The sequence below is a fragment of the Paenibacillus vulneris genome (assembly GCF_039543185.1).
Taxonomy (GTDB): Bacteria; Bacillota; Bacilli; order Paenibacillales; family NBRC-103111; genus Paenibacillus_S; species Paenibacillus_S vulneris.
On sequence record NZ_BAABJG010000015.1, the window covers coordinates 250,054 to 265,482 of the forward strand.

9 protein-coding genes are annotated in these 15,429 nt (G+C 46.0%); 1 reads left to right on the forward strand and 8 read right to left on the reverse strand.

What is annotated here, in order from left to right; genetic code table 11:
* Positions 1-39: 39 nt before the first annotated feature.
* Positions 40-924 (forward strand): AraC family transcriptional regulator, encoded by an 885-nt coding sequence (locus ABEA66_RS14790; protein WP_345588389.1) that lies wholly within the window; start codon positions 40-42, stop codon positions 922-924.
* 199 nt (positions 925-1,123) lie between these two features.
* Here the strand turns inward: ABEA66_RS14790 and ABEA66_RS14795 are convergent, their stop codons facing one another.
* From ABEA66_RS14795 to ABEA66_RS14830, 8 genes are all read right to left on the reverse strand, one after another.
* Positions 1,124-3,364 (reverse strand): AraC family transcriptional regulator, encoded by a 2,241-nt coding sequence (locus tag ABEA66_RS14795; protein WP_345588391.1) that lies wholly within the window; start codon positions 3,362-3,364, stop codon positions 1,124-1,126.
* A 197-nt stretch (positions 3,365-3,561) separates the two neighbouring features.
* Complete coding sequence (locus ABEA66_RS14800; protein ID WP_345588393.1) at positions 3,562-4,725, reverse strand: Gfo/Idh/MocA family protein; 1,164 nt, start codon at positions 4,723-4,725, stop codon at positions 3,562-3,564.
* Positions 4,726-4,743: 18 nt separating this feature from the next.
* Positions 4,744-5,550 carry a sugar phosphate isomerase/epimerase family protein gene (locus ABEA66_RS14805; protein WP_345588395.1) on the reverse strand — a complete coding sequence of 269 codons (807 nt, stop codon included), beginning with the start codon at positions 5,548-5,550 and terminating at the stop codon, positions 4,744-4,746.
* A 24-nt stretch (positions 5,551-5,574) separates the two neighbouring features.
* Entirely contained in the window at positions 5,575-7,086 is a 1,512-nt protein-coding gene (locus ABEA66_RS14810; RefSeq protein ID WP_345588398.1) for an extracellular solute-binding protein, read from the reverse strand.
* Positions 7,087-7,115: 29 nt separating this feature from the next.
* Positions 7,116-7,997: a carbohydrate ABC transporter permease gene (locus ABEA66_RS14815; RefSeq protein WP_079913323.1), complete on the reverse strand. Its 882-nt coding sequence runs from the start codon at positions 7,995-7,997 to the stop codon at positions 7,116-7,118.
* Between the two features lie 13 nt (positions 7,998-8,010).
* Positions 8,011-8,979 (reverse strand): ABC transporter permease, encoded by a 969-nt coding sequence (locus tag ABEA66_RS14820; protein ID WP_377739407.1) that lies wholly within the window; start codon positions 8,977-8,979, stop codon positions 8,011-8,013.
* Between the two features lie 488 nt (positions 8,980-9,467).
* Complete coding sequence (locus ABEA66_RS14825) at positions 9,468-14,705, reverse strand: S-layer homology domain-containing protein (RefSeq protein ID WP_345588401.1); 5,238 nt, start codon at positions 14,703-14,705, stop codon at positions 9,468-9,470.
* Between the two features lie 431 nt (positions 14,706-15,136).
* Positions 15,137-15,277, reverse strand: coding sequence for a hypothetical protein (locus tag ABEA66_RS14830; RefSeq protein ID WP_345588403.1), 141 nt, complete (start codon positions 15,275-15,277; stop codon positions 15,137-15,139).
* Positions 15,278-15,429: the final 152 nt, after the last annotated feature.

Genomic DNA, 15,429 nt, shown 5'->3' on the forward strand with positions numbered 1-15,429 from the left:
AGACTATCTCATATTTTCGTTCAGGAGCGATCCGTCAAAATGACCGTATACCCAACCAACAAACATTTAACCGACTATCCGGACATTCATCCGGGTTTTCCATTTCATGTGTCCGTTAACAAAGTGGTAAGGCATTTTCCTGCTCACCGCCATGACTTTTTGGAATTTTCTCTTGTAATAGACGGAGAGGGCTACGAGGTTATTAACGGTGTTAAACATCCTCTACTTGCAGGGACGGCTACTTTTTTGCTGCCTTATCAAGTTCATGAAATTTATGTGGAATCGGCGAATCCACTCCGGTTGTATAACTGCATGTTTGATATGGATTTGCTATACCAATCAGCAGAGGTCGGACCGGGTTTGTCGGAGCTGCTGGTCGGGGAGGAGATGCCCCCTCAAGCTTTCTTAAGCCCGGAGCTGTACACGGCTGTATCGTCGGCTTTTGAGGATATGCTTGCCGAATTTGCGGGCAACGGTTTATGGAGAAACATGCTGCTCAAGCTGAAGCTGTTGGAAACGCTTGCGCGATATGACCGGTTCCGCCGGCAAGGTGTTCCAAACACAGTACAAACAAACAGAACAATCGATAAAAAACCGGTATGGCCAATTATTCATTACATTCATGCCCGTTACAGGGAGCCAATTACACTGTCGGCAACGGCGGATAAGTTCGGCATAAGCAGATCCTATTTAAGCGAAGAGATTAAACGGCGTACCGGCTTAGGTTTTGTCCGCTTTTTGCACGAGGTGCGCATTAGACATGCTTGCAGCTTGCTTTCATCGACCGGAATGGCGGGAGTTGATATAGCGATTGAAACCGGGTTCGGTTCGTACAAGTCATTTTCGCGGATTTTCCGCGAGTTGAAAGGCATGACACCGGGTGACTACCGTAGAAAGCATGTTACAACAAGCTCTCGTTACTAACCTTTCTCATCCTCTGCTGCCCCCGGCACACGATGTTGATACCATCGAATAAACATGAAATTCCACGTAACCGTCTAAATCATGATGTTCGCAAATATGTAATCACAAAAGATGCTTGAACGGTATGTTGATTCGTTTGGAATTCCGGCATGTCGAACTCCTCTGGGTGGCCGAGCGTCATCATGAATAAGCGCATCACTTACTTTATTTTTTGCTGCTGTCTAAATTGGATAGGGGTTGTTCCAAATACTTTCTTGAACGTTGTGAAGAAGTGGCTTTTTGTTTGGAAACCAGCCTGTTCTGCAATTTCTGCTACAGTTAAGTCGGTGCTTAAAAGAAGCTCCTTTACCCGCTCCAAACGCTGATTTGAAATAAAATCCGATATGGGGCAATCCATCCATTCCCTAAACACGGCCCGAAGATAGCTGACTGAGACCGATGTATGATCGGCGATGGAATCTACACTCAGTATGGGGTTATGTAGATTATTCCGAATATATTGAACGGCTTCTGTAACAATTTCTTCTTTTCGATTATTAGTTGACCGCTGTTTTAAATCGTCAACAATTTGATGCAGGAACGTTTCAATCCAATGGAACGCTTCATTTAAATGATGGAATTGATTTAGTGTATGCTCAATTCCTTCCATTCCTTTTACCGTGTTTAGCTTTTTAAAATTTTTCATCAACTCATATATTAAATGGATAAGCTGCATTTTGCATTCCGAATAAGTCATTCCCTTCATATCCCCAGCCAGCTGCTCCAAGTATCCTTTAACAGCTAGCAAGTTACCGATACGCACTGAAGCAACGAGTTCTTTTATCACATCTTCATCAAGATAATTTGGCCTATCCTCAAACTGTTTTAAATCACTCTCCGAATATACACGGTCTTTGCCATCGATAAAATTAAGCATGGATGCCTCCATAACCAACTCGTAGCTCTGGAGCAGTGCTTCATCCGAAGCCCTAGGATCGCTGACCGCTGCAACAACTCCGAAATGCAACCATTGATCAATATTTGATTTGATTTCTTGAAGCATAGTATCGATTGTTTCTTTCTTCTTCGTGTCAGGGAATATTAGTACGGTGTGATCGATTCCAATATCGACTGCCTCTCCGGCTAAGCCATATTGTCTCATGACCTCAATAGCTATATTGCCCATCGCGTACTTCATTAGCTTTCTTGAAGGAAAATCATATTTATCACAGAATGCAGCATAATACCGGATCCTTAAAACCGCTATTCGGATCGATCCAGCGGCAAGCACCGGTATCTCTTGAAACCATTCTTTTTTATAACGTTCCGAAAGGGAGCCGTTAAGTATCCATTGGCGCAACCGCTCCTCCTTGATTAATGATTTACTATCTTTGATAGAACGATCCATTTGCTCCATTTTGTTAATAAGCGATTCGATACCGGAAGTGATGCTTACTGTAGTTTCCACGGTGTTGGAAGGGACATAGGGCTGACCTATACGCGTTTGAATAGCTTGCAGCATAGTACCTATGGGGCGTATATTGGTTCTGGAATACCAATAAAGTAACATCCAGATAATCAGAACAAGCAGACTGAAGCAAAGTAAAATCGTCCATCTGGTGACGGAAATACTTTGATTTAACGTTTCAAGCGAGGTTAGATGAAAGATCTTCCAACCCGAAATACTTAGCGTCTGATAACGTAATGACCACTCCTCGCCATCAACCGAAAAATGAGATTTCTCTAAGTTACCGTTTGAACTTAACGTTCTTACCTTCTTGAGCATTTTATCCGAAACATTCCCCAGCATCAATTCCCCTTCCCCGTTCAGTATGAACACATCATTCGCGATTTGCTTATTCATCTGCAGGATGTACTGCTGCAGCTTTTCCTTATCCAGCAGCACCGCCAATTTACTGTTGTTCTCCCCTCTATCAATCACATCCTGCACAACCAGTAACAAATAACTTTTGCCTTGAATCTCGTAATTTCGCAGGTTTAAGTTTCGACTCTTTTCCGATCGGGCTTGTTCAATAAATTCTTTGTTCTCCTCGTCAGTTAACTTAGTCAGACCTTTATCCGAAGCGTACATACGGTTAATGGAGGGATTAATCACATTTATGGACTGAATAAATGGCTCAATACCCAAGTAATCCGTCAAGCTCAATTCCATTTGTTTAAAAACCCAGTAGTCAACCTCCGAAGCGGTCATCCAACCGTTTACATTCTGATCCCGGAAAATACGGACGGAATATAATTTAAGTTTTCGCAGCGTGAAGTCGGTGTTGTCCTTAACTTGCGCAATTCGCTGCAGAGTCAGGCGGTCAATTTCAGTTATTGCATTATTAGTCAATTGCCTAGTTAAAATATAAGAAAATATATAAATGGTCACAGTGAACGCTAAGGCCATATATATAAACATTCGTAAATGCAATTGCTGCGGCAGCAGACCACGAAGCATTGTCATCCCTCCTTGTCGCCGATGTATCTTATCTAAAGGTATTCCTCCATTAGCTTATCGTCAAGTTTGTATTTGACCGGGATTAACAAAAACCCTGCAGATCTTTAGGACTTGTGATCCGCAGGGTTTAGAGTGCTATAAATTGTCAGTCCTCAATCCTATTTAACTCTTTGAAAACGAATATATCATAACTTCCTCTACAGCCGCGTGATTGGCGGTTTAACATACTTTGAGCTTTGTATCAACTCCTTCAGCTTGTTTTCATAAGCATCGGCGTCCAGGGGCAATACAATCTTGCTTTCAGTGAATGAAGATTGCATAATGGCGTTGGCTAAAGTCAACCCATTGATCCCTTCTGTACCGTGAGCTACTAACTCGCCGTCTCCATTTTGAATAGCGTTAATAAATTTTTCGATAACAACAAGATGGCCTTTAGGCTGAGTAATATCAACAGGAATTTCCGTATACCAGCTTTCAACATTACCGAATTTACTTTTCGATTCCAGAATGAAATCAAATACCGAAATCTGATTTTGATACATGACAATCTTTTCATTCTCATAAACCAGCTTGCCGTGTTCTCCTACAATTTCAAAGCGGTTTGTTCCAGGCGTCTCGGCCGTGGTTGCAATAAAATGTCCAATCATTCCATTCTCATGTTCAAAGTAGGCCGTCACTTCGTCTTCAACTTCAATATTGTGATATTTACCAATGTTAACAAAACCGCTGATCTTCGCAGGCATTCCGAATAACCATTGATAAAGATCCATATTATGCGGACATTGGTTGGTCAGAATTCCCCCGCCTTCTCCGGCCCAAGTCGCCCGCCAGTCGCCGCTATCGTAATAAAACTGCGGGCGAAACCACTGCGTGTTGATCCAAGTAACACGAATCAGCTTGCCGAGCTTCCCGCTTTGGACAATTTCCTTTAACTTCTTATGAAACGGATACGTTCTTTCCTGAAACATTATGGCGAAGACAAGCTCAGGGTATGCCTCTTTAGCCCTTTCATAAGCAGCTATCATTTTCTTCGCATCGTTTAAATGGACAGCGATAGGCTTCTCGCAAAGCACGTGAATACCTCTGTTAAATGCATCGATAGCAACTGAAGGATGATCATAATGGGGTGTCGCCACCGTAATAGCTTCAAGACCCGGTTTGTTGAGAAGTTCTGTGTGGCTATCATAAGCCGGAATTTGCAGCTCCTCTGCAAATTTATCAGCTCTGTCCTTAATTACATCACAAACACCGACAATTTCGACCTTTCCGGCAGTCTGGAGCTGCCGTAGATTTTTGATATGGCCCGATCCCATTGCCCCTACTCCAACTACGGCTATTTTTACATTTTTATGAATAGTCATCTCTAACTCCTCCTCGGATTAAACGAATGCGCGGATGTATTGAATAAATGCCGGCAGCACAACTTCCGGTTCTTCAAGCTCAGGATGCCACTTCTTTTCCCACTCCAACGATAAGTATCCTGTGTAACCATATTTCTTTAACAGTTCAATATTATTCTTAATGGGAACTTCACCATCGCCAATGAAACACAGCTGGAATTTGCCATTGACCTTTTTCGTATCTTTAACATGGACATGCTCGATATAGGGAAAGATCTTCTCGATAAACTGTTCAATGGTATTGCCGTATCTTTTGTAAGTATGCTCCATATCCCACAGCACGCCCAAATTGGCACTGGCCACCTTCTCCAGTACAGGCAGCATATGATCCAGATCGGAGAAGTCCCCGTGAGTTTCCAAAAGGATGCGGACATTTCTTTCCGAACCATAGTCACAAAGCTCCTTTATGCCCCTTGAAATCCTCTCAATAATTTGCTCCTTTTGGAAAGGATCCGGCACCTTATTCCCAAAAACTCTTATATAGGGTACGCCTAGCTTTTGTGCTAGATCTATATGTGCTTTCCCTTCGGCAATAAAATCATCGAATTTGTCAAGGTCATGGAATTGGCAGGATGTATTCAAACCGATTATTTGTATCTGCTTTGAATGAAGTTCCTCCAGGGTTTTTTCCAGATTCTCAGGGAGAAAGGGCCTTGCCTTGGGCAGGAACATTTCCCCTTCCATGCCTCTGATCTCAATCCCGTCGTACTTTAAACGTGTGGTTTCGTTCAAAATTTGTTCCCAGCTCCAATTCGGGCAAGACAAAGTTGTATACGCTATTTTCATTTCAATACCGCCTCTCCAGCATGATTATTTGGTTGAATTTCTTTTAACGTATGACTCTGACATTTCCTGAACAATTTTAGTGAAATTCGGTTCCGTTTTTAACTGGTTGACGAACGCCTCCCATTTTTCTATCGGTTCCTTGCCCATAATCACGTGCAGCTTCATATCGGTAATTTTTTTGTTGTATTCCGGCCAGAACTTAATCCAGGCCTCGGAATCCACACCGACCGACGGATCATTAACCGCATTTTTTGCCCGCTCATCCATTATTTTTACATGACGGTCATAGTACTCCTTCGGAATTCCCGGAACATACGCTTTTAGATATTTGTTGTAGCTAAGAAAAATTTGACCAAACGCTTGTTGGGATACATTGTCCTTTACAGCCTGTTCCGTAGGGATTTTAAAGCCGTCTTTTTCAACGAAATGAACGTCTTTAAAGCCGAAATTCGCAAGATCCGATCCTTCAGCGGAAGCCCCGTAATCCATGAATTCCATAATTTTCTTCAACTTCGCTTCAGGAACGGTCTTGGGAATCAGAAACATTCCAAAAGAGCCGATTTCTGTCTCGCTCACTCCGTTTAATGAAACAATCGGCTCCATATAAGCGTCAGGCTTTTGCTTTCTAAGCTCGGCTGTTATATTCCAAACCTGATCTATGGCTTGTGTGGCGACACCAGCCTTCCCTGCCTTTAACATATCCAGGATTTGACTCGGTTTAAGCATCAGGAAATCTTCGGGAATCAGCTTTTCTTTGTACAATTTATTGGCGTACATAAGCGCGTCTTTTTCTGTTGATAAGTAAACAGTAGGAACCAGCTTTCCATCCTGCGCTTTCCAGTCGCCTATAGTTTTATTAAAAACGTTCTCGAAAGTTCTTATATTTAAAATGACTCCATACGTATCATTTTTCCCGTTTCCGTCGGGGTCGTTATTGGTAAATGCCTTCATCGCTTCGTAGAGTTCATCCATGTTGGTCGGCATTTTTAAGCCCAGTTTATCAAGCCAATCTCTGCGAATGCTTACCCCATTCTGGCCATAGACCGGTCTTACCCGGGGTATACCATAGTTATGTCCATCCGCGTAGGCCAAATTTTTCCAGGTTTCTTCAGGAAACTTTGCTAAATTCGGATAATTTTTATACAAATTGGTCAGGTCCCAAAAGGCTCCTTGAGCAGCCATCCCCTTAATAACCGATGAATTGAGCGGGTCGGTTGTCAAGATTAAATCCGGCAGCTCACCGGAGGCCAACGTCACATTTAATTTATCCGTATAGTTGTTGGATGATGTCCAGGCAATGTTCAGCTTGGTATTCGTCCGTTTTTCGATTTCTTTTATTATAGGGTTGTCTTCTGAGGGTGGTTCTTGCGAATAAAAGGACGACAATATGCTGATTTGAGTTGGTTTTCCCTGTTTTCCCCCCTCTTGTTCCACTGAATTTGCTTCTTCTCCCCCGCCTCCTCCGCATGCAGCTAACAATAAAGCTAAAGAGACTTGCAGGGAACACAGTTTAATTCCTGCATTTTTCTTGCTCATACTATTACCTCCATTTGTAAATTTTATATTCATTCCTTCACAGAACCTACCATGACGCCTTTGGCGAAATGCTTCTGCAGGAAAGGATACACCATAATAATAGGTACTGTTGCCACAATAACTGCGGCCATTTTAAGAGTTTCCTGAGGCAAGGTTTGCTCGGAGGAAATTTGTTGCGCTAATTCCCCACCTACGCTGGTTGATGAATCGATAAGCATATGCTGCAGCAATACTTGTAAAGGCCACTTCTTGAAATCGTTCAAATAAAGAATCGCGGAAAAAAATACGTTCCAATAAGCAACCGCATAAAATAGACCGAAGGCCGCCAGAGAGGGCAAAGAGATCGGCAGGATCACTCTCATCCAAATTCCTAAATCGTTGCATCCATCGATATGGGCCGCTTCTTCCAAGCCGGGTGGAATGCTATCATAGAAGCTTTTCATAAGAAATGTATAATACGCTGTTGTCAGTACCGGCAGGATTAATGCCCACATGCTGTTGATCAGCCCTAAGTTCTTCACAAGCAGATACGGCGGGATGATACCAGGGTTAAAAAGCATTGCGATCACAATAAGCATTAACATGACTTTTCTTCCCATCAATCTTTTCCTCGATAAGGCATAAGCAAAGCTCGAGGTTACAGCAAGACTCAATACAGTGCCGACTGTAGCCAAGAAGGCGCTATTTCCCATCGCTCTAATAAACGTATTGGTAGACAACAGATATTGATAATTAATTAGCGACCATTTCTCCGGGATCAGGATGAGACCGGCAGTCCGGATGTATTCAGAGGGGTCGGTAAAGGATATAACCAGAATGTAAAGGAATGGCAGGATCGTGACTACTCCAGATATGATCAGTATGGACACAACGGCTGCATCTGCTAATCTACTGCTCCATTTATTGTTCAATGTCTCCACCCCCTCAATATAGGCCTTCCTTGCCGTATGTCCTAGCCAATTTGTTAGCAGCAATTACCAATAGAAGTCCTACAACAGACTTAAACAGTCCAACCGCCGTAGTGAAGCTAAACTGCCCATTTTGTATGCCCATCCTGTACACGTAGGTTTCGAATACATCGGCAACATCAGTCACTGCACTGTTCATCATGAGATAAACCTGCTCAAAGCCTACATCCAGAACATGCCCCATTCTTAGAATTAATAATGTAATAACTACATTTTGTATGGCAGGCATCGTGATATGCTTCACCTGCTGGAGTCGGTTAGCCCCATCCATCTTAGCCGCTTCATAAAGCGCAGGATCGACCCCGGCTATGGCTGCCAAAAAAATGACGGTGCCCCAGCCAGCTTCCTTCCATATGGACTGCAGGGTCAGCATCACCCAAAAGTAATTTTCATTCGTTAAGAAGTCTATCTTAAAGTAACCCATTGCGTGAATGACACCATTTACAATGCCTCCGGATTGGGAAAACAACAGGAACGTGATCCCCGCAACGATCACCCAGGAAAAGAAATGTGGCAAATATACGATGCTTTGGATAGTTCTTTTGAACTTGCTGTTTCTTGCTTCATTGAGAAGCAAAGAAAGAATGATGGGCGCAGGGAAGAAAAAAACTAGGTTTAAAACACTAATGACCATTGTATTTCTTAATAATTTCAAGAATTCGCTGCTACTGAAAAACCTTTCGAAGTTTTCAAAGCCCACCCACTTACTATGCAGAATTCCTTTAAACGGCGAGTACTCCTGAAATGCAATGACTACTCCGCCAATGGGAATATACTTAAAAATCAAAAAATACAAGATTCCAGGTGCGGCGAGAAAATATAAATATTTGTCTCGGCTAAGTCGGGTCAGGATAGTATTTATCTTCCCTTTTTTAACAGAATGGATTTGTGTTAATTGCTTATCTCCTAAAGTAGTTTGTTGCAAACCTCTTCACCTCTCTTTAATAGATAGAATCAAAAGCATTTGCTGCAGCGCCACAATGAAGAACTACGCACATCGTACGTTAACTTCCATATGCTGTATAGTTCTTATTCTCATCCAGCAGTTCTATTTATGGTTCTCCACTTAATTATCAAGTCCTTATGTTAACTTTCGGCACATTCGTTTATTAGTTTGTTTAGGGAGCCAGCCGCTTTCTCAACAAGCTATACCTGTACATTCATCATTTTTTTGGAAGGATAGCGGTGTAATGGCAAGTAGTGTTATTACACAGCAAACAGCCCCAATTGAGATCAAGCTAGGGCTGTTCAGAAGTTTCGAGTTTTCGCTTCCCTTAAAATAAAATCACTATAAACTTTTTGTAACCGTTTTACAAAATGGTTGCTCTACACAAAATGATTGCTCTGATAGGAACGCAAAATCCGCCGCAAGCCTATGGGCCTGCGGCACCGAAGAAGGCATTCACGCTTCTCTTATCTGTTACGCAGCATGTTCAGCAATACTCTAATCGCCTCTGCTCTTGTAGCTTGATCGCCGGGGGCGAATTGGTTCCCTCCTTTGCCTTCAATAATGCCCCGCTTGCTCAAGGTCGCCACGGCACCCCTCGCCCAGTCAGGAATAGCCGTGTCATCCGCAAACCCTGTGGTATCAGCCTTTTCGCCTGACTGGCCCAGGGCGCCTGCGATCATCTTGACCATCTCACTACGGGTAATCTCGGCATCCGGTCGGAATGAACCATCCTCGTAACCGGAAATGATCCCTTCTTGCACCGCTTGCGCCACGGCATTCAGCGCCCATGCGCCGATCTTCTCCTTATCGTTGAACGTTAATGGCGTACTGTAGAGGCGGTTCTCTTGCGGCTTAAGCGCATTGACAAGCATGGTGGCAAACTCGGCGCGCGTTACGGTTCGATCCGGCTTGAACGTACCGTCCGGATAACCGCTGACGATTCCCAGGTCAATCGCTTGTTTGACATCGGCCTCCGCCCAATGCGCCGCCAGGTCGCTCAAGTTGACCGTCGGTTTAGGAGCGGGCAGGCTGGCCGTCTGATCGACGCCGAATACCGCAAACTTGGCAGCGTTGTTCACCTTCACCGTAATAGAAGCGGCTCTATTGATTTGTCCGCCTAATTCCCTCCAGTTTTTTTGCACTTCGTCATAGTAGAACACGGCCGGTTGTTGACCCTTCTTTATTTGAGCCGGATCGAAAGCAAGGGTCAGCGTGATTTCCTTGTCGAAATCCCCGGGGAAATCCTTCCAGATCTCGAACACCGGACTGGCCGGCGCAGCTTTGCCTGCAAGCAGCTTTTGCGTGTCCGTTATCTTGCTGATGCTAAGCTGGAATTCCTTTCGGTAAGCGCCGGCAGGGATCTCGATCTTGATCTCGTCCCCTATGCCGTATTCGCCTTTCTTGTCTGCCGGAACCGCAAATTGGCTGCTGTTCGCCGGAATCATTCCTTTGCCCGTTGCTGTTGAACTGTCATCGGATGAGTCCCCATCATACGAACCTCTTCCAGTAGAACCGCCCGGATGTTGAGCCGTCCATTGCGCATACAGGGTCACATTGGCCCCGCCCATTGTGAATACCTCGCCTTCCTTGTAGCCGGTTCCGCTGCCATCCGCCCGTACATTCCAGCCGGCAAAGAGATAGCCCGGCTTCTTCAGATTGCCGGTATTGCCATAGACAGATACCGTGACGCCCTGATCATAGTCGATGTCATCTATCGGCACGTGACCGCTTGCCGCGCCGTTGCCGTTATAGGTCACTCTGTAGGACGGCGCTCCGAATATCGCCATGATCGCTACCGCCTCGTCCGGCATGATGAAGGTATTGTCCGTCACATTCAAGCTGCTAGGACTGATCACCTTCCAGCCCTTGAAGAGCTGGCCTGGATCTGGCGTGGCGGTTAAAGTAATCGCCGTATCCTTGACCGCCGATGGTACATTGGCGATGGCAATGCCGTGTCCCTCGGCTGTCACTGTAATACGATGGCTGGTCAAAGCAAAGCTGTCCACCACATTGACACTAAGTACAGCGGGATTCCCCTGATTAAACAGAATAGAGAAGTCCGCCTTATCACCGCGCTTCAACCCCAGTGCGGCCATAGTCTCGCGCTTGATGGTCAACATATCCCCGCTGATCGTATAATCATCCTTTCCCAATGTGCCATTGTGTACGGCACCTGCTACAGTTGCTGCGTATACCACCCCGGTCACAGACTGGGCTTCATTCCATATGATGCTGGTGCTTACATCTCCGGGAACATTGAGATCATAGGTGGCCTTTTCGGGACTAACATCCGCGTCTTTCTTGAAGACGGTAATGGTGAAGTCCTTGGAGTAGTTCACACCGATCTCGCTTCCTTCTTCAATCGTAGCGGTGACAATGACGGTTCCCGCTCGGGTTGCGGACAGCACATTCCCGGCCAGGGCAGCTCTCGTTTGCCCGGCATCCTTGATGCTCCAGACAATGCTTTTGCGCGTGGCCCAATCCGGCGAGACTGTTCCAAAGAGAGTCAGCTCCTGGCCTGCCTGCATCGCCTCCGAAACAGCAGTAATGTCCGACACCTCGTGGAAGGTATTATCATACAGGTTGCGCAGCTCAATCTTAAACCGCTGATGGTCTTTCCCCTCGTCATCGGCCAACCGTATAACAGCGTTGTTTCCTTTGGACGCTTCATTGACCGTAATTACCTTTCCATTGCTTTTGTTAATTATTTTGTAATAATCGCCTTCCTTCTCCAGACGCCACTGCTCGGTATCGGAAGGAATGGGGGCCTCCCCCATGGTCTGATTTAGAATCAGCTCCTGGATATCCGAATCAGGCTTGATATCGAGAAAGCGTTCGCCGCGCATAATCAGAATCCGGTAATAGCCCGTTCCCAAATCCACGAATCGCATCAATTGACTGTTGGTTTCGCCATTGGAAAATTGGATGAGGGCTGCTCCCTGATTGTACTTCTCCCCTGCCACGCTAAGCGCCTTGCCGCTGTGCTTCGGCTGGATTTTCACCATCTTCTCGGGGGTAAGCTCCTTCGCCTTCGTGCTCATGAATCCACCGCTGAATTTATCCAGGATCAGGCTGTCTATATTCAGCTGGCCGGTATCCCCTTCCTCACGGCGGAATTCAATGCTGTTTTTCCCGGCCTGCAGATTGACCGTCTCGGTCGCATCCATCCAAGTATCCCAATTCGCTGTCGGCGGCATGGAAACTTGCTTGACCCGGTTGCCGTTCACATACAGGGTCATGGTTCGATTCGACGACTGTACGCCCGAATAGCGCAGGGTTGAAGTATATGCCCCCGTGTAGGGAACATTCACTTCAAATCGGACAGCATCCCCTTGTTTCTGGAATAAGCCGACATAACCGTTGCCTTCAAACCACAGACGATCTCTGCCGATCCCCGGCGTGCCTGAGAGGGTTGCCGCTTCCGCCTGATATTTCCAGGGTGTGCGCTTATTCAGATGAATATGATCGATCCGGATGACGCCTGAATCTCCGGCTGCGCTCCTATAGGCGATGCTGTTTTTCCCTTTGTTCAGGGGAACGGTTACAGTGTGTTCCTTCCACATCCCGGCGCCTCCGGAGTGGGGAAGAACGATGTCCTGCGCAGGCGCGCCGTTCACATCCAGCGACAATGTTTTGCCGCCCTGCTCGGTGGCGTATCTCAACTTGAGATCATAGCTGGCCGCATACTCGGCATCCACAGAAAATTCCACGGACGAGTTCACCTGGGACAGACCGCTCACATAACCGATTCCCGTATTGCCGTCCTGAGCCTGGATGATTCGGGCATCCACACCGCCTGTTATTTTGGCGGATTCCGCCTCATACGTCCAGGTCGCCGCTTCGGTAACGGTGATGTAATCGAGGTTGACATTCGCCGTATCGCCGCTGTCATATTTATAGGTGATGACATTGCTTCCTTCTTTCAGGAATACGTTGTCATATCGGTCGGCCCACTTATCCCATTCCTTCAGACCAAAGAAACTCGTTTGTTTGATCTTTGCGCCGTTCACATACATGGTCAAGGTTCGATCGTCCTCGCCTCCCGCACCATAAGCCAGCTTGACCGAATAGCTGCCCGCTTGAGGAGCGTTTACGGTAAAGCTGATTGCTGCGTTCGGCTCCGTGAACCCGCTGACAAAGCCTGAACCGCTATATCCCGCATGATTTTGAGCGATGCCCGTGCCGCCTGACAGCTCCGCGCCCTCCGCTTCGTACAAGACGCTTTTCTTGGCAATGATCGCGTCCAGCCCCAAAGCGCTTTTGCCGGATAGACGCACGATGTTGCTGCCTTCATTCAGCCGGATGTTGTGAACGGTTTTTAAGTCGAAGTTCAGTTTGTTCTTCGGTCCGGCATTAGACGGGAATACAAGCGAGGCCGGTGCCTCCTGGTTCACACTGAGCGTCATGGTGATCGGCTCTGCCGTATTGTTGTTGTAGCGGAAGTCCAGCGAGTACATCCCCCCTGTACGGGTGTTGACTGTAAACTCCACATAGTCGCTGGCAGCGCCATTGCTGTACCGGGCATATCGGCCGGACGAGGCATAGATGCTGTTCATGGTTGCTCTGGCAGCCCCTGATAATTGCGTGTCTTCCGCTTCATAGATCTCGCTCTTCTCCTCCCCGGAGGGGCGGCTAAGCACGGTGCCGGGGTTGGACGGGATGCCCAGATTGATGAAGTCATTGTCATCCCAATTAATCCGCTGGGTGCGAACCTCTCTGTTCTTACCCCCTTGACTATGGGTCGGTATGCCATGGTATGTAATCCAGTCCTCTGTACCATCTTCGGATTTCAGGAATAACGGCGAGCCTGTCGAGTAAGAACTGTTTTCATCCGAACGTTTCATGATCGGCTCGGGATATTTATTCCATGCCGCTTCATTCTCCACATTTTGAGCCAGATCGGCCCAGGACAGGCCGACAGCATAGTTATCATGCGTGTAGCTGCTGGCGGAATAGGCAAAATAAACTTTACCGTTTCGCTCCACCACGGCTGCGCCTTCGTTAACATTATCAACATACTTCTCCCAGTCGTAGATCGGCCTGGCTAACGTAATCTCTTCGCCTTCCAATGTCCACGGGTTTTTCATTTTGACAATCGTGGGACATTCATCAAATCTCTCTTTTCCCGTTTTTGGATCTATAAAATAGAAATATTTGGTGTAGGTAAGGTATCTCTGCCCATTGATGGTGACAAAGCCAGTAGGCAGTCCATAGCTTTGCGTATTCAGCAATCCTTGTTGGGGTGTAAGTCCGTCTCCATTATCATAGGTTCCCTTCAGTTCCCAGGTCCCTTCAAATGGATCGGGTGAGCTGTTCTCCAGAACATAGGAGCTGGGATGGCCATAAGCAAAGCGCCCCGCTTTATCACTATTTTTCGGACCGGAAGCGAAATAGATGTACCATTTGCCATCGATCCTGTGCGCATCGGGACCCCATATAAATTCCAGGTTTTCAGGTAACTTCCATACCTCTTTACTCTTCGCGGTGGAAACGCCAAGAATGGTTTCATGCCGTTTCAATACAACATTGCCATCGCCTGCCGCCGAATAATAGTATCCATCGTCTTGCCGTTCAATGGTAGGGTCGGCTCCTTTCATCAGCGGGTTAAGATAATGGGATGATACATCCGCATAGGCGATATTGGTCAGCATCATTACGAGCAGTACCGCTAGGGACACAGCAAACAAACCAATTCTTCTCATTCCAACAATTTCCTCCTTAGGGATTTATATTTGAGCTTTTTGACACAGGAAATGATCGTTCTACAATAAAGCGCTTCCATTCTGTCTGAAGCTTCGCTCCATGGATGCTTACACTGTACTGTGATCCCTTCATTCCAGGCCTTAAGAATCTTTAGGTCTTTCTGTACGATTTTTGTTTTTTACCTAAATCCGCTTTCAAACGGACTGTCCGACTGCGGGGTGATCGAGTAGAAGACTTCATGTCCGTACCGGAGCAGTTCGAGCAGCTTCAAACCCTTGAATTAACAGCTCGGGATTTCGGGGCAAAAATGGGGCAGTTGTCTTCCCATCTTCTATTTCATATCCCTAATGATTAAGAAAGTTAATTACTTTTTTCCAATTCTTCTGCTTTGACAAATTCGAGAACGCAGTCTTCATCCCTGAAACTCTTCTTATCTCCCGAAACCTTTCAGCTCTCTTAGAATGAAGTGCCATCGTTCCCCAGCATACGCCTCCTTAGAATCATCAAACACGATCAGGCGGTATTTGCTGTTCACTCCCTCCGGACGGTATATATAAAAAAATGAAGCCATTTCCTCCCCTCCTCTCCCCTTTAGCTTCACAAAAAAAGTGGACATATCCGTTTCAATGAACGGGTGTCCACATATGACATGTAACAATATATGAAAATACAGTAGATTCATAGGATCGTCAGCGAGAGCTGGCTGTCGGTTGACAAAGAATT

What these genes read in the sequence shown, in the direction of transcription:
- ABEA66_RS14790 (WP_345588389.1), top strand. Translation starts at nt 40, where the DNA reads ATGACCGTATACCCAACCAACAAACATTTAACCGACTATCCGGACATT.
- ABEA66_RS14795 (WP_345588391.1), bottom strand. Translation starts at nt 3,364, where the DNA reads ATGCTTCGTGGTCTGCTGCCGCAGCAATTGCATTTACGAATGTTTATA.
- ABEA66_RS14800 (WP_345588393.1), bottom strand. Translation starts at nt 4,725, where the DNA reads ATGACTATTCATAAAAATGTAAAAATAGCCGTAGTTGGAGTAGGGGCA.
- ABEA66_RS14805 (WP_345588395.1), bottom strand. Translation starts at nt 5,550, where the DNA reads ATGAAAATAGCGTATACAACTTTGTCTTGCCCGAATTGGAGCTGGGAA.
- ABEA66_RS14810 (WP_345588398.1), bottom strand. Translation starts at nt 7,086, where the DNA reads ATGAGCAAGAAAAATGCAGGAATTAAACTGTGTTCCCTGCAAGTCTCT.
- ABEA66_RS14825 (WP_345588401.1), bottom strand. Translation starts at nt 14,705, where the DNA reads ATGAGAAGAATTGGTTTGTTTGCTGTGTCCCTAGCGGTACTGCTCGTA.
- ABEA66_RS14830 (WP_345588403.1), bottom strand. Translation starts at nt 15,277, where the DNA reads ATGGCTTCATTTTTTTATATATACCGTCCGGAGGGAGTGAACAGCAAA.